Origin of the sequence: Bacillus sp. EKM420B (assembly GCF_011065565.1) — a bacterium.
GTDB classification, from domain to species: Bacteria; Bacillota; Bacilli; order Bacillales; family Bacillaceae; genus Bacillus; species Bacillus velezensis.
In genome coordinates, this window is record NZ_JAAMNX010000011.1 from 1 (window position 1) to 21,485 (window position 21,485).

General features: G+C 47.2%; 18 protein-coding genes, 2 tRNA genes and 1 rRNA gene. 8 read left to right on the forward strand and 13 right to left on the reverse strand.

Going from position 1 to position 21,485, the window contains the following annotated elements; genetic code table 11:
- Window positions 1-76, forward strand: a 5S ribosomal RNA gene (gene rrf / locus G9F48_RS20135); the annotation flags it as partial.
- 95 nt (window positions 77-171) lie between these two features.
- Here the strand turns inward: rrf and G9F48_RS19040 are convergent.
- Window positions 172-1,383, reverse strand: a complete 1,212-nt coding sequence (locus G9F48_RS19040) for an MFS transporter (protein ID WP_185153159.1) — start codon at window positions 1,381-1,383, stop codon at window positions 172-174.
- A 228-nt stretch (window positions 1,384-1,611) separates the two neighbouring features.
- Here G9F48_RS19040 and G9F48_RS19045 point away from each other — a divergent pair, with 228 nt between their 5' ends.
- The 5 genes from G9F48_RS19045 (at window position 1,612) to G9F48_RS19065 (ending at window position 7,605) form a co-directional block, all read left to right on the forward strand.
- Window positions 1,612-2,880, forward strand: a complete 1,269-nt coding sequence (locus G9F48_RS19045; RefSeq protein ID WP_165409961.1) for an aspartate aminotransferase family protein — start codon at window positions 1,612-1,614, stop codon at window positions 2,878-2,880.
- On the forward strand, window positions 2,877-3,827 hold the full coding sequence (locus tag G9F48_RS19050; protein WP_165409962.1) for an inositol monophosphatase family protein: 951 nt from the start codon (window positions 2,877-2,879) through the stop codon (window positions 3,825-3,827). The genes G9F48_RS19045 and G9F48_RS19050 overlap by 4 nt, the downstream gene beginning before the upstream one ends.
- A complete protein-coding gene (locus G9F48_RS19055) occupies window positions 3,802-4,848 on the forward strand; it encodes a zinc-dependent alcohol dehydrogenase (RefSeq protein WP_165409963.1) in 1,047 nt (348 codons plus the stop codon). The genes G9F48_RS19050 and G9F48_RS19055 overlap by 26 nt, the downstream gene beginning before the upstream one ends.
- A gap of 231 nt (window positions 4,849-5,079) precedes the next feature.
- On the forward strand, window positions 5,080-6,513 hold the full coding sequence (locus tag G9F48_RS19060; RefSeq protein WP_165409964.1) for a SulP family inorganic anion transporter: 1,434 nt from the start codon (window positions 5,080-5,082) through the stop codon (window positions 6,511-6,513).
- Between the two features lie 150 nt (window positions 6,514-6,663).
- On the forward strand, window positions 6,664-7,605 hold the full coding sequence (locus tag G9F48_RS19065) for a bile acid:sodium symporter family protein (RefSeq protein WP_123117885.1): 942 nt from the start codon (window positions 6,664-6,666) through the stop codon (window positions 7,603-7,605).
- On the opposite strand, the gene G9F48_RS19070 is transcribed toward G9F48_RS19065, so the two are convergent.
- From G9F48_RS19070 to G9F48_RS19125, 12 genes are all read right to left on the reverse strand, one after another.
- Window positions 7,594-8,346: an alpha/beta hydrolase gene (locus tag G9F48_RS19070; protein WP_165409965.1), complete on the reverse strand. Its 753-nt coding sequence runs from the start codon at window positions 8,344-8,346 to the stop codon at window positions 7,594-7,596. The genes G9F48_RS19065 and G9F48_RS19070 overlap by 12 nt on opposite strands.
- Window positions 8,343-9,353, reverse strand: a complete 1,011-nt coding sequence (gene feuC / locus G9F48_RS19075; RefSeq protein ID WP_032872817.1) for an iron ABC transporter permease FeuC — start codon at window positions 9,351-9,353, stop codon at window positions 8,343-8,345. Before feuC ends, G9F48_RS19070 begins: the two co-directional genes overlap by 4 nt.
- Before the next feature lies 1 nt (window position 9,354).
- On the reverse strand, window positions 9,355-10,362 hold the full coding sequence (locus G9F48_RS19080; protein ID WP_007609051.1) for a FecCD family ABC transporter permease: 1,008 nt from the start codon (window positions 10,360-10,362) through the stop codon (window positions 9,355-9,357).
- Window positions 10,363-10,381: 19 nt separating this feature from the next.
- Window positions 10,382-11,338 (reverse strand): ABC transporter substrate-binding protein, encoded by a 957-nt coding sequence (locus G9F48_RS19085; protein ID WP_003156778.1) that lies wholly within the window; start codon window positions 11,336-11,338, stop codon window positions 10,382-10,384.
- 87 nt (window positions 11,339-11,425) lie between these two features.
- A complete protein-coding gene (btr, locus tag G9F48_RS19090; RefSeq protein WP_165409966.1) occupies window positions 11,426-13,021 on the reverse strand; it encodes a bacillibactin transport transcriptional regulator Btr in 1,596 nt (531 codons plus the stop codon).
- A 137-nt stretch (window positions 13,022-13,158) separates the two neighbouring features.
- Window positions 13,159-14,403 (reverse strand): exo-beta-N-acetylmuramidase NamZ family protein, encoded by a 1,245-nt coding sequence (locus G9F48_RS19095; RefSeq protein WP_165409967.1) that lies wholly within the window; start codon window positions 14,401-14,403, stop codon window positions 13,159-13,161.
- Window positions 14,404-14,418: 15 nt separating this feature from the next.
- On the reverse strand, window positions 14,419-16,332 hold the full coding sequence (locus G9F48_RS19100) for a glycoside hydrolase family 3 protein (RefSeq protein WP_165409968.1): 1,914 nt from the start codon (window positions 16,330-16,332) through the stop codon (window positions 14,419-14,421).
- 46 nt (window positions 16,333-16,378) lie between these two features.
- Entirely contained in the window at window positions 16,379-17,662 is a 1,284-nt protein-coding gene (gene pbp4b / locus G9F48_RS19105; protein ID WP_165409969.1) for a penicillin binding protein PBP4B, read from the reverse strand.
- Between the two features lie 18 nt (window positions 17,663-17,680).
- Window positions 17,681-19,048 (reverse strand): PTS transporter subunit EIIC, encoded by a 1,368-nt coding sequence (locus G9F48_RS19110; protein WP_015388766.1) that lies wholly within the window; start codon window positions 19,046-19,048, stop codon window positions 17,681-17,683.
- 128 nt (window positions 19,049-19,176) lie between these two features.
- On the reverse strand, window positions 19,177-20,106 hold the full coding sequence (gene murQ, locus G9F48_RS19115) for an N-acetylmuramic acid 6-phosphate etherase (RefSeq protein WP_003156769.1): 930 nt from the start codon (window positions 20,104-20,106) through the stop codon (window positions 19,177-19,179).
- 99 nt (window positions 20,107-20,205) lie between these two features.
- The gene (locus G9F48_RS19120) at window positions 20,206-20,682 is read right to left on the reverse strand and encodes a GNAT family N-acetyltransferase (RefSeq protein ID WP_014304238.1); all 477 of its coding nucleotides are present in this window, start codon (window positions 20,680-20,682) and stop codon (window positions 20,206-20,208) included.
- Window positions 20,683-20,700: 18 nt separating this feature from the next.
- Window positions 20,701-21,153, reverse strand: coding sequence for a DUF523 domain-containing protein (locus tag G9F48_RS19125; RefSeq protein ID WP_003156767.1), 453 nt, complete (start codon window positions 21,151-21,153; stop codon window positions 20,701-20,703).
- A gap of 180 nt (window positions 21,154-21,333) precedes the next feature.
- Between G9F48_RS19125 and G9F48_RS19130 the strand changes: the two genes are divergently transcribed.
- Both G9F48_RS19130 and G9F48_RS19135 read left to right on the forward strand, forming a co-directional pair.
- A tRNA-Glu gene (locus tag G9F48_RS19130) sits at window positions 21,334-21,405 on the forward strand.
- 3 nt (window positions 21,406-21,408) lie between these two features.
- Window positions 21,409-21,484, forward strand: a tRNA-Val gene (locus tag G9F48_RS19135).
- Window position 21,485 lies beyond the last annotated feature (1 nt).

Sequence of the window (21,485 nt, forward strand, 5' to 3'; positions counted from 1 at the left end):
CGAACACGGAAGTTAAGCTCTTCAGCGCCGATGGTAGTCGGGGGTTTCCCCCTGTGAGAGTAGGACGCCGCCAAGCTGTCTTAAACCAGTTCATGATGAACTGGTTTTTTTATATGAAAGATCATATAGATATAAAAAGCTAATGCCTTTGAAAGGCATTAGCTTTTTTGTTTACATTGATTTTGCTTTACTCTTGTGATTTTGAAGATTGTTTGATTTTATTGTCTCGAGTATTCTTAAACTGAACACAATCAGCAGCATAAGGACCATCAGTGCAGTAAACAGCCAGAATGCAGTTTGTGCGGGATATTCATCTAAGCTCCAGCCGACGGCGATCGGAAGGAGTGAACCTCCTAATCCGTTTGAAGCGAGCAGAATACTGGTAGTCGTTTCTGTCTTTCCGGGATAAAAATGATTCGTGATGATTAGGGCTATTGCAAACATGCCTGCCATGAACAGCCCTAAAAAGAAGCAAAGGGCAAAGCCGAACCATACGTTTTTACTTAGTGCCAATACGGTAAGTGCAGCCAGACCGCCAATGCTTATGAGACGAAGATAACGGTGATATGTCAGCTTTTCTGATACCGGGCCTGTTAATAACCTTCCGATGATCATCCCCGTCCAATACACTGTAACTGTTATCGTTGCCAAAGAGTTGGGGATATCCCATTTCTCAGCGAAAATGGAAGGGATAAAATGTACAATTGAAACTTCACTGCCGCCGTAAAAGAAGAAGTAAGCCCCCGCCAAGGCAATAAACAGCAATCCGTGTGACTGATAACCGGTGCTTTCTTTTTTAGTGTCATCGGAAGAGACCTCTTTTCGGATGAGAAGCTGATCAATACTGCCGAAACTCATCTGCTTCCATGCGATTAAAAGTGCAAAACTGGATAACCCTAATATTAAAAAAGCAATTGTCCACATGTGGTTGTTGATAAGAAAGCCTGAGAGCAGAGGCATGAAAAGCGCGCCTAATCCGTAGGCCACTTCCATCTTGCTCATGGCCACAGCCTGTCTTTCTTTAATAGCGGTGAGGATGATCGTACCTACACAGGATTCCACCAATCCGGCGCCAAGCCCCGCGATGCTGACGAGAAGAAAGAGCAGCGGCCAGGGCGGCAGGAAGGTGATGAACATTTCACAGCTGATGAGTGCCATGCCAAAGATAACGACGTTTTTGCGCCCAAGCTTTTTCACCATGTAAGGCATTCCGATGACACCGATGAGAAAGCCCATGAACTGAGAGAATACCAATACACCGCCATTACTGTAGCTTTGTGAATAATGTGTGAGTAACTCAGGCAGTACGGCTCCCAGAATAACAAGTGTAAAAGCAATCGATCCATAAGAAAAACAGCTTATCCACAGCAGACGAGTTTTCATCATTTTATCTCCTTATTGGTAAAATAATATTTCTCTCTACTCGTATGACATGACATTTTTACAAAAAATCCAAGTATTGTTACTATATCACATAACTTTTTCTCGCACATCCCTTATGGTAACGTTAACAAATTGTTAACATTTTTTACAATAAAGATCGTTGACATTATTTTCAATAATTAATACGATAAAAAGCGAAATTCTAATAATTTCATAGGGGTGGTATTTGTGGGAACGAAGGAAATCACGAATCCAGACAGCTTGTATTACAGTGTTGACGATGTAGTAATGGAGCGCGGAGAAGGGATTTACCTGTACGATCAAGAGGGGAATGAGTACATTGATTGCGCTTCTGCCACATTTAACTTGAATTTAGGATACGGTAACAAAGAAGTCATTGATACGGTTAAAGAACAAGCCGATAAGCTGATCCATGTGACATCATCTTTTCAAACAGACGCCGTAAATAAACTGGCAGAAAAACTAGTAGAAATCGCCCCCGATAATCTCACAAAAGTACACCCTAAAGTCAGCAGCGGTTCCGGTGCAAATGAAGGAGCTATTAAAATGGCTCAGTATTACTCCGGAAAAACCGATGTCATCTCCTTATTTCGAAGCCACCTCGGACAAACGTATATGACTTCCGCTTTGTCCGGCAACTCATTCAGAAAAGAACCTTTCCCGCCGCAAATTTCTTTTGGCCTTCAAGTCCCCGATCCGTATTGCAGCCGCTGTTTTTATAATCAGAAACCTGATTCATGCGGCATGCTGTGTGTAGAAAGAATTAATGATTTTATTGAGTATGCGAGCAATGGAAAAATTGCCGCCATGATTATTGAACCGATATCCGGCAACGGTGGAAACGTCGTTCCGCCTAAAGAGTATTTTAAACAGCTGAGACAGCTTTGTGATGAACACGATATCGCCCTGATTTTTGATGAAATTCAGACCGGATTCGGACGGACGGGCAAAATGTTTGCCGCGGACCACTTCGATGTGAAACCTAATATGATGACGGTAGCAAAAGGGCTCGGGGGCACAGGCTTCCAAGTCGCCGCCACTCTGACGGAGGACAAGTATACCGGGCTTCCGGGGTATACACACTCCTTCACGTACGGCTCAAATGTGATGGCCGCCGCTGCCGCTTGTAAAACCATAGATATCATGCAGCGTCCGGGATTTTTGGAGAACGTAACGACTGTCGGTCATTATATTATGGATTGCTTAGAAACGATGAAAGAGGAGTTCGCTTTTATTTCTGAGGTAAGAGGCGTCGGTCTTATGATCGGTGTGGAAATTGTCAAAGAGAACAATGAACCGGATGTGGAATTGACCAATTATATTGCCAAACGGGCGATGGATTACGGGCTGATTCTCCGGACATCCCGTTACGGGTTCGGAAATGTATTTAAAATCCGTCCGCCTTTAACCATTACACTTAGTGAAGCCGAAGTGCTCTGCTACAGACTTCGCAAGCTATTGGAGGAAATCAAGTGAGAGACTATATCATTGAGCTTGGACAATTTGTTTATCATAAGGTGAAAAATCAAAAAGGCACGCTGAAAAACCGGCTCGTAAACGGCTATTCTCCGGGAGGCGACGCCCAATTTAACATAGACGCCGCTGCTGAGGAGGCGGTGCTGGATTATATTCAAGAAAAGGGCCATCCGGTTGCTTTTTACACGGAGGATGGCGGCCTGAAGCTGATTGGAGAAGATCCGCAATATATTTTAATTGTAGATCCGATAGACGGAACGCGCCCGGCCGCCGCGGGGCTTGAAATGTCGTGTATTTCGATTGCGCTTGCTTCATATAAGCCAAACGCAAAGATTAAGGATATCGAATTTGCTTTTTTGCTTGAAGTGAAATCGGGCGCTTATATGTACGGTGATATTTACAGCGATGTCATTCAATTTGAGGGGTATCAGGGAGATTTGCCGAATTTGAGCGGAGTGCGGGATATTAAGAATATGTTTTGGAGCCTTGAATTTAACGGGCATCCGGCGAAGCTGATGACGGACGCATACGGCCATCTGATTGACCAATCGGCTAATAATGGCGGGGTTTTTGTTTTCAACAGCGCTTCTTATTCGATTTCACGAATTATCACGGGGCAGATGGATGCTTATGTGGATATCGGCAATCGTCTGCTGAAAGATGATCCGAAGCTGCTTTCAGATTTTCAGCAGGTCGGGAACGGACAGGTGCTGCATTTGTTTCCCTATGATATTGCCGCAAGCGTCTTTTTGGCGAAGAAAGCGGGAGTGGTCATTACGGATGCATACGGCCGGTCTTTGGACGAAACGCTTCTGACAGATTTAAGTTATCAGAATCAGCAATCATGTATTGCGGCATCAACGAAGGAGCTTCATCAAACATTGTTAGACCAAATCCGCTGGGGCAGAAAGGAAGAGAAATATGAAGGCGTTGGTCTGGACTCCTAATGATAAGCTTGAATATCAAGAGGTGGACGAGCCTGAAATTCGGAAATCCAATGATGTGAAAGTGAAAATTTTCGGCACCGGTATCTGCGGAACGGATTTAAATGTGCTGAAAGGAAAAATGAATGCAACCCATCATATGATTATGGGGCATGAATCGGTGGGAGCGGTCGTGGAAATCGGACCGGACGTGACAAATGTAAAAGTCGGAGACCGCGTCGTGATAGATCCTACGCAGTTTTGCGGGAAATGTCATTATTGCCGGAGAGGGCTGACGTGTTATTGCGAAACCTTCGAGGATTGGCAGCTCGGAATCGGGGCGCACGGAACGTTTGCGGAATATTACGTGGGGGAAGACAGGTTCATGTACAGAATTCCGGATTCAATGGAATGGGAGCGGGCCACATTGGTTGAGCCTCTCTCCTGTGTACTGAATGTTGTGGACAAGGCTTCGATTCAGCCTCAGGACTCGGTCTTGGTTTTGGGGTCCGGACCGATCGGACTGCTTGTGCAAATGATGGTGAAAAAACTGGCGCGATTGACGGTTGCGACTGAAATAGGCAGTTTCCGAAGCGAGGCGGCGAGCCGGATATCGGATTATGTCTATCACCCTGAAGCATTAACCGTGGATGAAGTGAAACGGATTAATCAAGGAAGAAAATTTGATGTGATTTTTGACGCCATCGGCAACCAGCTTGATTGGGCTTATCCTTTCATTGAAAAGGGAGGCAGAATCGTGCCGATGGGCTTTGATGATACGTATGAGATGACGGTCAGGCCGTACCAGCTGCTGTCAAACGGCGTAACGATTGTGGGCACAGGTGAAGCCCGCCAGATCATGGAGGCTGCGTTAGCATGCGCGTCCGACCTTCCGCAACTCTATGATTTTATTACGGAAAAGACGGAACTGAAGAATTATGAAGAAGCCATTGATCATCTCATGGGCATCGACCCGGTGACAAAAGAAAGAAAGGATATCAGCGCAATAAAAACGATTCTTGTGTCTGATCCGGAACTTTTATAAAAGCGGAAACGGCTCCAGTGAGAGTCGTTTTCTTTTCTTATTTATACGGTCTTGCACATTTCTTTAAAGTTTAATATGATACTCTTTGTTAACCATTCCTTTCCTCAACGACATTATACTCTGAGCGTGTCCTCTTTTTCCCCGTAAGCTTGCCTCATATTCCACAGATGAAAATCAATGTTTCCAACTGATAGGGTGCGGATTTTTATAGTGAAAAGGAGTCGTTATCATTTGAAAGATTATACGTTACAGCAGCAATGGTTCGGAAATGTCCGTAAAGACATTCTGGCCGGTATTCTGGTTGCTCTCGCTCTGATCCCTGAGGCGATCGGATTTTCAATTATTGCAGGTGTCGATCCGATGGTCGGCCTTTATGCATCATTTTGTATCGCGATTATTATTTCTATCTTCGGCGGCAGACCGGGAATGATTTCAGCCGCTACGGGTTCAATGGCGGTTGTCATGGTGACATTGGTGGCTGATTACGGGCTGCAGTATTTGTTTGCGGCAACCATTTTGACAGGTATTATTCAATTTATTCTTGGTGTCAGTAAGATAGCGAAATTGATGAAATTTATTCCGCGTTCGGTCATGATCGGATTTGTGAATGCTTTGGCGATCTTGATTTTTTCTGCGCAGCTGCCGCAGTTCAAAGGAGCTTCATGGGTCATGTACGCCATGCTTGCCGGATCACTGGCTATCATATATTTATTGCCGAAGGTTACGACGGCTGTGCCGTCTCCGCTGGTGGCGATTATTGTCATGACGATCATTGCGGTGGTCTTCCATGCGGATGTCCGCACGGTCGGTGATATGGGCGGGATTACAAGTTCACTTCCGCATTTCTTGATACCGGATGTTCCGTGGGCGTTTGAGACATTGCGGGTTATTTTCCCGTATTCACTGGCGCTTGCATTCGTCGGATTGCTCGAGTCGCTGCTGACGGCCCAGATCATTGATGAAATGACGGATACGGATAGTGATAAGAACAAAGAAAGCCGCGGACAAGGCATCGCCAATATTGTGAACGGATTTTTCGGAGGCATGGCCGGATGCGCAATGATCGGCCAGTCTGTTATTAATACGAAAGCCGGCGGACGCGGCCGGTTATCGGCTTTTACGGCCGGCGCGTTTTTAATGTTTTTAATTGCCGTATTAAGCGGTATCGTCGTGAAAATTCCGATGGCTGCGCTTGTGGCCGTGATGGTTATGGTGTCCATTGGCACGTTTGACTGGTCATCGATTAAAGGTTTGCGGAAAGCGCCCCTTACTGATTCGATCGTTATGGTGATTACCGTCGTGACAGTCGTTCTGACAAATGATTTATCGAAGGGTGTTTTCGCGGGTGTGCTGCTAAGCGCAATCTTTTTTACGGCGAAAATTTCTAAGCTGAAGATTGTGTCACATTCCGAACAGAAAGATGTCAAAACTTATAAGGTCACGGGACAAATCTTTTTTGCTTCCGTGTCTGAACTGATGAATGCCATCGTTTATGATGAAGACGTGAAACGGATTATCATCGATTTGACCGATGCCCACGTGTGGGATGATTCGGGAGCGGCGGCTCTTGAGAAGATTGTCGCCAAATGTAAAGAATACGGAATTGAGGCTGAATTAAAGGGATTAAATCAGAAAAGCCGAGATTTAATGAAACAAATGGCATAGAATTTGTGAAGTCCGGATGAATATATCTGGGCTTTTTTTCGGTTAAATTTGCCGGTGTGCATTGTTATAATGAATGAGACTTGAAAACCGTATATAGGAGACTTGCATATGATGTGGCTTCAGAAGTTGAACCAAGTGTTGGGGAGAATCATGCCGCTTTTGACTCCGTCAAGTGTGGCGGCGGGTGTGCTGTTATCCCAGCATATCAGCTGGATGGCCGGCGCTGTGCCGTGGATATTTGCATTTATTACATTTACGGGCAGTCTGAGTGCCAATTTTCAATCGCTGAAGCGCAGTATCGAGAAGCCGCTCCCGATGATCATGGCATTGTTTGTTCTGCACATTTTCATGCCTGTTTTTGCATGGGGAAGCGGCCATCTGATTTTCAGCGGTGACCCTTTAACTGTGACGGGGCTGATTATGGGTGTGGTGATCCCGACCGGAATTACGAGTTTGATTTGGGCTGCGATGTATAAGGGAAATGTCGGATTGACGCTGTCTATTATCCTGGTTGATACCGTACTTTCTCCTTTTATCGTACCGTTAAGCCTGTCTGTCCTGGCCGGGGCGAATGTTCAGATGGATGTGTGGGGCATGATGAAAGGGCTGGCGGAGATGGTGGTGATTCCGTCCATCGCAGGGATGATGGTCAACCAGTTTTCCCCGCCGGTAAGGACTCAGGCGATAAGCCGGTCACTGTCTCCTTTTTCAAAAATCTGTCTGATGATTGTCATTGCCATTAACAGTTCGGAAATCGCGCCGTATGTCACGCACGTGGATATCAAATTTGCGGGCATCGCAGGCACGGTATTTTTTATTGCCATGACGGGTTATGCCGTGGCTTGGCTGATCGGAAGACTGATGAAGCGGAGCCAGGATGAAATCGTGTCTCTGATTTATACGGGGGGCATGCGCAATATCAGCGCCGGAGCCGTTCTCGCCGTGTCTTTTTTTCCGTCTCAAGTGGCGGTTCCGGTCGTCATCGGGATGCTCTTTCAGCAAATCCTTGCCGCTTTGTTCGGCTATTTGCTGAGACGCTTTGAACTTAAGCCGGTCGTGATCAAGTATGAAAAAAACCGCTCAGCTACGTGAGCGGTTTTTTCCGTACAGCCAGCTTAGTGCTGAATTGAATTGTCGTTTGAACGCTTCTTGATGGTGCACGGCACCCTCTTCGATCGTAAATGAGAGCTGAGATTGAGAAAAGCCTTTTTGCCTCAGGCTTTTGTACACGTCTTTATTTTGTCGGATCATGGTGTTTTGGATGTTACATTTTTGCTCTGCTTCACGGCTGCCGACAGACATATAGATACGCCGCCGTGCCGGCCGCAAAGGTGCGGAGCGGACATAATCTGCTGATTTTTCATACCAGAAGGAACCGGAAATACAGCCGATTCTGCCGAATATTTCAGGCTTTTGCAGCATCGCGTATATCGAAAACAGTCCGCCTAATGACGCGCCGATCAGTCCTCTCGTTTCCGGATGTGCAGAAATGTGATGCATATCTTCAACAGTTGGAATGATGACATTTGTCAGCTCCTCAAGAAAGAGCCTCCCTTTGCCGCCGAAATCATGAAACGCAGGGCTCAGGGAAGGTGCCGGCCACGGTGTGTACTCATCGAGTCTGTCAGCCGGTTTGATGCCGATGAAAATCAATTCGGGAAGTGTTCCGTCTGCAAATTGGAATTCAAGCTTATCTATCTGTTCTAAAAACAAAGATCCTCCGTCAAGTACGTACACACAGGGTAAAGCCCCCGTTTGAACCGAATAGGACGGAGGAAGATACACAGTGCATTCCCTTCCGTTTATCCGGTGTTCTGTAAGGGTGCCTCTCATGCGTCCAGCCCCTTCTTTTGCTTAAACAGAAGAAAAAAGAAATAAGGAACGCCGAGAATCGCAAGAATAATTCCCGCCGGCACTTCTGAAGGCTGAAAGAACAATTTGCCCGCAAAGTCGGCGGATATGACGAGGAGCATACCGACCAGTCCGCTGACCGGTAATGAGTATCTGTGCTCAATGCCGGCGAGCCTGCGGGAAATATGGGGCGCGATCAGTCCGACAAATGCCATGCTGCCCGCTGCGGTTACACATGCGCTGATCAAAGCGATGCAGGCAATGAGTAAAATGGTTTTTTCTTTATTGGTTGAAACACCGAGGCTTTTCACCGTGTCCTCATCGAAACGAATGGTATCCAGCAATGACGTTTTCGCCATAAGAAGAGGAATGAACAAGATCAGCCACGGAAGGATTGCCGTAATGGTCATCCAGTTTGCCGACCAGATGCTGCCGTTTTTCCAAACCATCGCCATCTCATAATCTTGCGGGTCCATTTTTAATGAAAGAAATAAAGACAGCGCGCTGAATCCGGAATTCATGGCGATCCCGACGAGAATAATTCTGCCCGATTCCAGATGTCCCCGGTGCCAGGCGAAAATATAGATCAGCACGGCTGCCATCAATCCTCCGATGAGGCCGAAGACAGGCATACCCATCGCAGAGGCAAGTGCCGTCGCTTCAGATTGTCCCTGAAACAGAAGCATAAACGTGACGATTCCCGCTCCGGCTCCTGCATTAATGCCCAAAATACCGGGATCGGCAAGACCGTTTTTGGTAATGGCCTGAATAACGGCTCCGGCTATCCCCAATCCGAGTCCGATGGCAGCAGCCATGACTATGCGCGGCAGCCTCAGCTGAAACAGCAAAATGTCATATTGCGGATTCGGATGGATGCGGAAAAGCGTACTGAGCAGTTCACCCGGCTTTGCGGAAAAAGAACCGCTTGTCATGCTGAAATAGCTTACGAGCAATATGAGAGCAATCAGAATGATATAAATTCCGGCCATTTTACGCACCACGCTGATCCCCTCCTTTTCTTTTAATCAAATAAAGAAAGAAAGGAACACCGATGATAGAAGTAACGACTTCAATAGGCGTCTCAAACGGGTAATTGATGAATCGGCTGGCAAGATCGCAAAGGGTCAGGAAGACGCCGCCGATGATGCACGCGCATGGGATCAGCCTGCTGTAGTCCGATCCGACGAGAAAACGTGTGATGTGCGGAACGACCAAACCGACAAAGGCAATTTTTCCGGCGAGCGCCACCGAGCTTCCGGTCAATATGACAACGGCTGCCATCGCCATGAGTTTGATGGTTCTTTTCTGCTGTCCCAGACTTTTTGAAATGTCGTCTCCTAATGATACGGCAGTGACCTTTTTGCTGAGAATCATGGCCGTGATGATTCCGATCGCAAAAAATGGGACGGCCAGTTTCAAAAAATCAGGGTTCATTTGATGCAGTCTCGCACTGTACCAAAAACTGAGATCCTGCGAAATTTGAAAATAAATCGAAAGCGCAGCCGACAGACTGCTGAGAAGCATACTGGTTACCGTTCCGATAATGGCAAGCTGCACAGGGGTAAAACCGCCGGGAAGAATGGAGGCCAGCCCGAAAACAAGAGCCGCGCCGAATGCGGAACCGATAAACGAGTATATGATCATTTCAATGGATGTCGATTGAGGGAGCAATACCATGCAAAGGGTGATGATAAAAGCGGAGCCGTCCGACACACCCATGATCGAAGGCGAGGCCAGATAGTTCCGTGTGATTCCCTGCATGAGCGCTCCGGAAACAGCAAGGGCGGCGCCGATAAACATAGCGCCGGCAGCCCTCGGGATTCTTGAATGCCATATGATCTGATGGTCGGTATTCTCCGGATTAAAGTGCAGCAATGCGGAGAACACGGTATGGAAGTCAAGCTGCTTTGCGCCGTATAAAACGGAAAGGAGCAGTGACAGAACAATGGCAATCGGTGAAGCAATGATAATAATGTGTGTCCGCCGTTTTGCATACATGTGAAAAACCTACTCTTTATTAGTCTTGAGTCAATTTGTCAGCCGCAACCTGTAAGAAGCTGATTTTACTCCACGCGGTTCCGCCTTGGGCTAATGGATCAATCGTATTGACGTATACATGGTCTTTTTTGACTGCCTTCAGGCTCTTCCAGATCGGATTTTTCTCTAAGTCTTTCAAAGCGTCCGGCTTATCTGCGTTTTCGTCATCAGAAAATTGTACGAAGATATGGTCAGGATTCATTTCGCTTAATTTCTCAAGAGAGATCAGTTCCTGCGCTTTCGCCGCTTTGACTTCGTCCGGCGCCTTCAGGCCTAAATCACCGTAAAGCGTGGAGTTGAAATAAACTTGTTCAGGATAAATATAAATATTGCCTTGTCTGATTCTGATGACCAGCGCGTTTGACTGTTTCGCTTTGCTGTTGATCTTTGTTTTTGTCTTTTTCAGGTCCTGTTCGTAATCTGCGATGATTTTTTTCGCTTTTTTCTCTTTATCTGTAAGCTGGGCGAGCAGCATCATGTTTTCTTTCCAGTTTGATGAGATATGAGAGACAGGGATCGTTTCAGCGGTGCCGCTCAATTTTTTCAACGTTTTTTCCGGGAATTTGGTTGATGCCAGAATGACGTCCGGCTGCAGCTCAAGAATTTTTTCCATATTCGGCTGCATTTTTTCCCCCGTTGATACGGATTTATCTGTAATATCTTTAAACAGTTCCGGGAATTTGCCGGAGAAAGAAATTGCTCCTGCCGGATGAACGTCAAGCAATTTGGCGTCTTCCATTGATTCTACGCTGCCTGTAATGGCGATTTTGTCAGTCGGCGCTTTGACTTCATATGTTTTTCCGAGATATTCGATTTTCTTTTTATCTGAAGAAGCGTCCTTTCCCTTACTTGCTGTATCAGATGTTTCTGAGCTTCCGCAAGCCGCGGCCGTGAAAGCCAAAAGCAAAATCATGAAAGCGAATGCCAATTTCTTCATCTATTGTTCCTCCTGTTCAATTGATAACTATTATCAATTGGAATTATAGAGAATGAATAGGGATAAGACCATGGATAATTTCCGTCATTACCATGGACGATCTTCGGATAAAATGGAAATGCTTTGCTCGATCATCCGCTGATGTCCGCTTGGAGAATATTCAATCCACGGGTCAGATGAAATGGGAAACACGCGTTTATTGCTGACGGCACTAAGGTTCTGCCATATCCCGGTCTGCTGAATCCGCTGAAAATAGCGAAGCGTTTCCGGTTCTTTACAAGTGAAAAGCATGATGCAGTCAGCCTGGCAATCCGCCAGCATTTCCAAGGAAATCTTTTCGTCAGGAGCAAAAGATTCCGGTTTTGCGGAGGCAAAGTCTAAATCACCGAAGAAGACTTCCTCAATACTGTTGTTATGGGCGATGTACATATTTTCTTTATATACACGGACAAATAAGAACCGCTGGTGCCGCACGTGTTTAAGTGCATCTTTCGCTGAATGGGCGAGACTTTGATAAGTTTTAAGCCAGTGCCGCGCCTCCTGCTCTTCATTCAGATATGCGGCTGTGCGAAGAAACTGGTCTCTCCAATTCTCTTGAGCCGGAAGGTAAAAAACTTCAGTGATGTCATTCAGGAGCTGTTTTTCTTCTTCACTGACAGAATCGAGACTGAAAATGATGTCCGGGGCAGCTTGAGACAGCGTATGCAGGTTCTCTTCCCAATTTGCATTATAGCGGTAAGCGCTCAGGTGAACCGGAATATCGGAAGAGAATTGTTTGTAATAATAGGCCGTCCATTTCGGGTGCAGCGCCGCAGCGTAAGGCACGTGATGCAGAGGAATCAGATGCCCCATCGTTTCTTTTCCGTACGCGGCCATTTTTGTGCGCCTTTTTTTCATGTAGCTTGTAGGTGAGCTGCCGGTATGTTTTTTAAAGATGCGGCTGAAATAAAATTCGTCCTGGTAGCCGATTTGATGAGCGATTTCCCGCAGTTTGCAGCTTGCCTTGGCCATCAGTTTTTTCGCATTGGTTATGCGGATGTCTGTGATATATTCAGTTACGCTCTGCCCATATAGTTTTTTAAAGGTTTCACTGTAATGTTTGGGACTGATTCCCGCCATATGAGCGAGCTGGGTGAGCGTGATTTTTGTGTCGGACTGAGCATGTATGAATTGTTTTGTCTGTTCGATCGCCGCTTTCGTATTATTTTGATGGCATACTTTTGCGGCATAAAGGTCGTACATCAGCTGCTGAAAGTCGGCTGTATATTTCATTTTCTGCAATCCATCCGCCGATCGCACGTTTTCAGAAAGTGATTGGAGCCGGCTTGTCAAATGATCAACCGTTTGTAAATTCATTTGCTGAAGTCCGTGGAAGATGTCTTCCCCGTTATCCGGAAGCATCGCTTCATCATCTGAGGAATAGGAGAAAACACGGAGTCTGACGATATACAAATGGATGCCGCCTGACGATATAGGGGCAATATTGAATGTCTCATCACAAGGACAGATGTAGAGCGTTTCCTTCTGCAGCGGAAAGCTGTCTGTGCCGATATCAATTTGTCCCTCGCCTTTCACATGAAAGATCAATACGGGGGAATCAGTGAGCTGATGCTCTGACAGAAGGTCGGCTGTTTTTTTTACGGAGATGATATCAATGGGCTGAAAGAATAATGTGTTTTTCATGAGAAACCACCTTTTAGGAAACATTCATTTAAATGATAACTGTTATCATTTAAATTGTACCAAATAAATGAATGTTTTCCTATAAAAAGCGGAAATGTGAAATGCGTCAAAATGTTACACGTGTAACACGAATGTTGTCAGTATATAAGGTATTGTTTTCTTAGAGTTTTGAATTGGTCCAGCCGGCGTTGATATGTGCCGGAGATGTCTTCAATGGAAGTGCCTTTTTCTATTTTTTTGCGTACCCAGCCGTTACCGATCAACTTGTCAAAAGAGCCTGTCGGCAAGAATGAAAAGTCATTCGGATATAAGTCATGCATGGTTTTCAGAATGGAAAGCCCTGTTTTTGCCGCTTCAAATGTGTTTCTGTTTGTTACGTAGACTTGTACGCCGTGGCACAGCTTGCCCTGGTGCTTGGAGAAGCTGGGGATAAATGATGCGGCTCTGAAGGTGACGCCCGGAAGCTTGAGACTGTTCAGGCGTTCTTCGAGCTCGGTGCTTTTCATATAAGGCGCGCCGATAAGTTCAAACGGCTTTGTCGTGCCCCTTCCTTCGGACACGTTTGTGCCTTCGATTAGTCCTGTCGCCGAATATGCGAATATGCTGTCCGGGGTCGGGATATTAGGCGAAGGGAGGACAAACGGCAGACCGGTATCTTCAATCGTCATCGTCCGCTTCCAGCGCTTCATTTTTACGACAGTGAGGTCGGCGCCAATATGAAACTCTTTATTGAATAAAAGAGCAAGCTCACCGATCGTCATGCCGTGCTTCAGCGGGATCGGATACAGTCCGACAAATGAAGCGTAATCCGGTTCAAGAACCGGGCCGTCCGGATTTCGTCCGCCTTGCGGATTCGGCCGGTCCAAGACATAAAAAGGAATGCCTTTTTCTTTGGCCGCTTCCATGGCATAGGCCATTGTATAAATGTAGGTGTAGTATCGCGTTCCGACATCCTGAATATCGAAAATCAGCACATCTGTATCTTTCAGCATGTCAGGCGTCGGTTTCCTCGTCTCCCCGTATAGGCTGTAGACGGGAAGCCCTGTTTTTTCGTCTATATAGGATGTGACTTTGTCTCCGGCCTGAGCATCGCCGCGGACACCGTGCTCCGGTCCGAATAACGCCGTCAAGTGGATGTCTGGTGCCTCATACAGCACGTCAACGCTGCTTTTCAATGAATTGTTCACACCGGTCGGGTTGGTGATCAGCCCGACCCGTTTTCCCTTCAGTTCCTGTTTATAATCTTTCAGCAGGCGGTCGATGCCTGTTTGGATGCTTGGTTTCTTGGCGGTATGAAGGTTTCTGTCAGAAGCCGCCGAGACTGCCGTCATAGCACTGATGACGACAAGTCCGGCGAGAAGTGCAGCCGTATGTGTTTTCATAATCAGCCCTCCTGTTTAAAGCGGTTTTCCGGTCTTCAGATTGATACCGAAACCATAAGGATACAGTGTCGTTCCCGGATGCGTGACAGAAGGAATGTCAGCGGGCAGCCTGCCTTGCGGTGTTGTCTGTCCGAATATCGCTTCAATGCCTGCCGGAATGTTTGGCTGGAGGAATTGTCCGTCTGTATATCCTTTAAAGCCGTAGACTGCGATAAGGGCTTCAGCTTCTTCAAAATTCGCGGCGTCGTAAGGATTACGCAGGCTCATCAGCACAAAGGGTTTTTGGTTCGATTGTGCGGCTTTCATGACGGCCCGCGGAAATGCAGTCGTCCACTTGCCGGGATCTGTGATGGAATCGTCAATCACGCCGTCGTTTACGACAGGGTCATTTTTTACGACATATGAGCCTGTAATCACGTAATCCGCATCAGATACCAGCTTTTTGTGTTCATCATGAAATGTGCGCTCGGCGAAGTTCATTTTACTGATGGTTACCGGCCGGATTTTTTTCTTCTTGATGAGCTGCCGGATGGTTTGTTCCATTGACGCTGTTTGATCTTCATAAGGAGCGGCAATGAGAACGCGGCTGTTCTTTTTCGGTTTGAATGGGAGCGTGCGGTTTTTGTTTTGTAAGACGGTGACGGATCTTTCCGCGATTTGTTTTTCAGTTTTCAGGTGATTTTTACTGCCGACGGTTTTCTTTGCTTTTGCAATCTTCTTTTTCAGATTTGTCTCTTTCGGTGCGGGATATATCCCTCGTTTTATTTTCAGGGAAATGATGCGTTCAACTGATTTGTTAATTTGCTGAAGCGGAATTTCCCCTTTTTGTACCGCCTGTTTTAAAGCGGAATGAACCCGGGCAAAGCGGTTTTCCGTTTTCAGCGATGTCACTTGGGCCGGCATCAGGGCAATATCGACTCCTGCTTTTACTGCCATGACGACCGCCTCTTCCTGGCCGAAATGATCGGCAATGGCTTTCATATTTAATGCATCCGTAACGATGATGCCGTTAAATCCCATTTCCTCACGGAGAAGATGAGTCATCACTTTTTTCGAGAGTGTGGCGGGTACGAGGATGTCTGAACCGTCCAGCTTGCTTTTATAGGTTGTATCGTCAAAAGCGGGAAATTGCACATGGGCTGTCATGATCATATCAGCTCCGGCCTGAATGGCCTGCCGGAACGGATAAAGTTCAATCTGACGCAGCCTTTCTTGATTGTGGGTGACAAGCGGAAGGCCGTAGTGGCTGTCGACATCCGTGTCGCCGTGTCCCGGGAAATGTTTGACGGCGGAAGCGACATTCTGCTTTTGCTGAGCCTTCATTGAGGCAAGGCCGAGTGAAGCTGTCAGATCACGGTCTGAACTGAACGACCTGACGCCGATGACAGGGTTTCCGGGATTATTATTGATATCGAGAACGGGAGCGAAATTCGTATTAATGCCCAGTGCTTTCAGTTCTTTCCCGATAATGGCGCCGGTCTGGGACGCATAGGCTGTTTTCCTAGCGGCCCCGAGCGCCATATTGCCTGGGAAATGAGTGCCCTCACCAAGTCTAGTTACGATGCCGCCCTCCTGATCAATGCTTAATAATAGCGGAATGTCAGGGCTCGCCTTTTGAAAGGCATCTGTCAGGCGTACCGTTTGCTCAGTATTTTTTACATTTTCTGCAAATAAGATAACGCCGCCGAACCGGTACTTTTGAATAAGCCCTGCGACTTCGTCATTCATTTGGGTAAGAGCCTCAGGTGATGACTGCCCCTTTTTTTGCCAATTACGAAAATCAGGCATGAGCATCTGCCCTAATTTTTCATCTAATGTCATACGGGATACCGCTTGTTCTGCCTGTGACGGAATATCCGGTTTTGTCGATGCATGATGCGTGCCGAAAACAATAAACAACAGTAATACAGCTGAGATGAAAAGTTTCATAATGGTGCCCTCCTCCCGTCATAGTTTGGACAAAAGACATGGGTTGTCATTCAATGGCTTCATAAATCGCTTTTATGACGCTGCCGTAGCTTCCGGTCGGGAAAAGATCCCCTTCAAAAACATTCGGGTTTTCACCGGGGCTGACGACGGGGGAATGCTTTTTATTGGTCAAAAGTGCGATCCCCAGTTCATAAGCGGGATCAATAATCGTGATGGTGCCGGTCCATCCCGTATGGCCGTATGCCTGCCTGCTTGCATAAGGTCCGAACATCCACTCCATATCCGGGCTGCCGTTTTTCCGCCAGCCGAGAGCGAAAGTCGGATCAGAGGATGCCGCCGTTGTGAACAAATCGGCCGTTCTTTTATTGAAGAGAGAAACGTGGTTATAACTGCCGCCGTTCAGCATGACTTGAAGAAGGACGGCCATATCATCAGCTCTGGAAAACAGCCCGGCGTGACCGGACACCCCTCCCATTGAGTAAAATGCTTTTTCATCGTGAACTTCCCCCTGCAGCGTATATGTCCTGATGTGAGGAAAACGGATGACTCCGTCACGTGTGTTGCCTAAACGTTCAGTAGCTGCGAATGCTTTTTCTTTAAAGCCTTTTTGCAGCGGGTTGAACAGTGTGTGCGTCAGTTTCAGCGGTTTGTACAGTTCTTGTTCCGCATAGGCATCAAGGGTTTTTCCGGTTATGTTTTCAATGATGCAGCCGAGAAGCATGTAACCGATATCGCTGTATACGTGTTTTGTTCCCGGTTTGTATTCAAGCGGGATTTGGGTGAGAAAACGGATCGTTTTATCCCGTTCTTGTGAATACAAAGGGCCTGCGGTGTCCGGCTGATAGAAATAAAAGCTTGCCGGCAGACCGGATTGATGCTGGAGCACATCGATGACGCGAATGCGGTCTTTTTCTTGAATCGGATCGCTTTTTCTGTCTTTGAAATCAGGAAGGTAAGCCGAGACTTTTTGATACACATCAAGCTTTCCCTGGCTGACGAGTCGCTGTAATGCAAAATTGGCCGCGTACATTTTTGTATTGGAAGCTAGATCAAACATGGTTGATGTTTTCATTTTTTTCGGACGGGATAAAAGGGTGTTCCCGTCATATTTTTTGCTGTAGCCGTATGCTTTCTTTTTGATCACCCGTCCGTCCTTTACGACGACGAGGACGGCTCCGGGAAATCCTGCAGCGATGTCTTTTTCAATCATTTGATCAACCTTTCTGAGCTTTGCTGCGTCGTATAATTTGGATTGGGCTTCGGCTTTGTGCTGCGGCAGAAAAGAGAGGCTGATGACCATTGTGAGTACGGCGGCTGTCAGTGTTTTCATATTCTGATCCCTCCCGGTTTATTCAAATTCAGCAGCCATGTCATCCTTAAATCCGAACGCATAAGTGAAAACAAAGCCCGCCGCGTAAGAGATGAAGAGACCGATGATATACAAAACGATTTGAGCCGGCTGTACGAGAAACGAGAGCGGAAGGCCGGAGACACCGATTGAAAAAGTAGCCACTTGAAAATGGGCTTGAAAGGCGCCGCCGATTCCCGCCCCTAAACACGCCGTCAAAAACGGCCGGCCGAGCGGGAGCGTGACGCCGAAGATGAGCGGCTCTCCGATTCCGAGCAGACCGGATGGAAGTCCGCCGCCGATCGCTCTTTTTAATGAGGCTTTTTTTGTTTTCATAAAGATGGCGAAGGCCGCGCCTACTTGACCCGCGCCTCCCATCGCGAGAATCGGAAGAAGCGGGTCATCTCCGATTGATCGGATTAATTCCAAATGTACGGGAGTCAAGCCCTGATGCAGGCCGGTGACGACAAGCGGCAGGAAGGCGGCTCCTAGTACAAACCCTGAGAGCACTCCCCCGACATTCAGCAGCGACAATAAACCTGATGTAATCAGATCAGAAATAAAACCGCCTGCAGGGATAAAAACGACATATGTCACCAGCCCGGTGATAAGTAAAGACAATGTAGGCGTGACGATAATGTCGATGGATTGATGGACGTACTTTCTGATAAACCGTTCGGTATAAGCGATAAAAACCGCAGCGAAAAGAACGCCGATTAATCCTCCCCTGCCAGGGAGCAGATTCTCTCCGAACAAACTGATATTGGCGATCTCAGGGTTAAGGATCAATATGCCCGCAAGGCCGCCCATCGCGGGTGTCCCGCCGAATTCCTTCGCCGCATTGATGCCGACAAGGACGCCGAGGTAAGCGAACAAGCCTGAACCGATAACCGTTAAAATAAGTGCGATTTGGGATTCTTTCGGGAGCCAGCCGGCCTGAATGACGGCTTTCGTAATACCGGTGATTAAACCTGATGCAATGAGTGCGGGAATAAGGGGAATGAAGATGCTTGATATTTTTCTCAGAAACAATTTGATGGGTGTGGTGTTTTTTCTGTTGAGATCGGCTTTTTTCCGTGAGGCGGCTTCTTTTAAATCAATGTTTTTTCCGGATGGCATAAGTTTTGCGAAAGCGTCGGCGACATGATTGACGACACCCGTGCCGAGAATGATCTGCAGTGTTTCAGCTTCGACGACGCCTATTACCCCGTCAAGCCGTTTCAGCGCCTCAATATCCGTTTTGTCCCGATCTAAAGGTGTAATCCTCAGGCGTGTCATACAGTGGGTAAAGCCTGAAATATTCGCTGAACCGCCGCAATTGTCCAGGATATCTTTGGCCAGTGACTGATAAAATGCCTCTTTGCTCATGGAGATCCTCCTTTTTCCGTACGATTTTTCCCGGGGAGCTATGCCTGAAACGCGTCCTAAAAGCGCCTGCGCCGAACATGAAAACGGCGCGGGCTCGTAAAAGCACATTATTTTTCACCAAAGAACGATCAGCGTTCTTTTTCTCTTGAAACGTGCTGTTCAATGGCTTTATCAATGAATCCTTCTGATTCTTTGAGCAGTGCCTTCGCGTGTGTTTCGTCCGAATTCGTCTTCAGCATGACAATTGCCGTTTTGACATGGCTGTCTGCGGCCTCAAGCGTTTCTTTTGCCTTGTCGTACGGAACGCCCGTGATGCTTTGGATAATGCCGATTGCGCGTTCTTTCAATTTTTCGTTGCTGACATGAACGTCCACCATTAAATTTTCGTACACTTTGCCGCTTTTAATCATCACGGCTGTGGAAATCATGTTCAGAATCATTTTATGTGCCGTCGCGGCTTTCATTCGTGTTGACCCTGTAATCACTTCGGGGCCGACAATGACTTCAATGCTGTGATCGGCAAATGTGCTGATCAATGAGTCCTTATTGCATGTGAGCGCGACGGTTTTGGCGCCGATTGTTTTTGCATATTTCAGCGCACCGGCCGCATACGGCGTGCGCCCGCTTGCCGCGATGGCGATCACGGTGTCTTCTGCGGTAAGCCCGATCGTTTTGAGATCGAGAGCGCCGGTTTCCTCGCTATCTTCTATACCTTCAGCCGCTTGCAAAAAGGCGTCTGCCCCTCCGGCCATCAGACCGATGACGGTGTCGGGGCTTACGCTGTATGTAGGCGGGCATTCAACCGCATCCAGTACACCGAGTCTGCCGCTTGTGCCCGCTCCCGCATAAATCAGCCTGCCGTTTCGCCGTAAGGACTGATGGGCGAATTGAACAGCAATCTGAATATCGGGTAGCACCTGCTGAACGGCTTCAGCCACTTTGAAATCCTCTTCGTTAATGATGCGGAGAATTTCCATCGTGTCAGCCTGATGGATTGAAGCGGTCTGCGGATTTCTGGTTTCTGTGGTCAATCTGTGAATGTTAAGCCGGTCTGTCATGATCGTACCCTCCCAAGTCGTTAATACTTGAAGTATATGGGCATCTGAATAGATGTTTCAAGAAAAATCGGCAGGGATGAGATGAATAATCAAGCGCTTTCACAAAAAATGATGCAGAATGTGCTGTTCACCGATCGGACCGATCCTGCGCCGCCCTTTGTCAATAAAACCGGAAGACCGGTACAGGTTCTTTGCACGTTGATTGCGATGGTTTACAGCAAGCACGATTTCATCACACCAAGGAAAATAATTTGCGACAAAAGCGGGGAGCTGCAGCATCGCTTGTTTGGCATAACCTTTTCCCTGATGCGGCGCATGTAATGACAGCGCACTCAGCAAAATGGCAGACACATTGTTCGAATACGGTGCAATGGTTTCTTTTGAGGTATGTAAAATAAAAAAACCGACGGGGCGGTCTTCTTTTAAAATGACTGTCGGGTAGCGATCCCGGATGACAAGCGCCTGCGGCAGGACATCTATCGGCAGAGCTGTGAACTTTTTATCTTCTTCACTCAGCACAAACCCGTTCAGCCCGTCTGCATGCTCCGGTTTATAAAAGGACAGGGCTACATCCATGATATCTACTCTCCTTTTTTATAATTGATCCAATTCATCTTCTGATAGAACACGGCAGCCTGCCCGTTTTAAAAGAGCGGAAGTGATGCCGTCTCCGAGTATTTTTTTTCCTGAGAAAGTGCCGTCATAGATAAAGCTGCTGCCGCAGGACGGACTGTTTTCTTTAAGGATGACCGTTGCGGCGCCTATTTCTTTTGCGTATGCTAACGTTTTTTCCGCGCCGTCCATATATAAAGCTGTAACGTCTTCGCCTGATGCCGTTACGATTCTTGCCGTTCCGTTCAGCACGTCTTCACCCGTGCCGCCGATGATTTCCGCCGGTTCGCGGGGAGTGGTGAAGCCGCCCAAAAGTTCGGGGCAGACCATAACAGCTTTCTTTTCTTCTACGAGTCTGCGGATTTTTTCCGAAGCGGCGTGAGAGCCGTTATATCTGCATTCGATACCGCCGAGACAAGAGCTGACTAAGATCATCTGTGTCCATTCCCTTCAATATTTTGATACTTTCATCATAAATGAAATAAGAGAGGAGGGATGAGTTTTTCAGTTAAAAAACGGGTAAAAAAGTTTGAAAATAAAAAAAATAATTTTTCTCTTTACAAATGGGGTACAACCTGTATATAATAACTTTTGTCAGCTCGACGCGGACACAACGGCCCGTTGGTCAAGCGGTTAAGACACCGCCCTTTCACGGCGGTAACACGGGTTCGAATCCCGTACGGGTCATATGGAGGATTAGCTCAGCTGGGAGAGCATCTGCCTTACAAGCAGAGGGTCGGCGGTTCGAGCCCGTCATCCTCCACCAT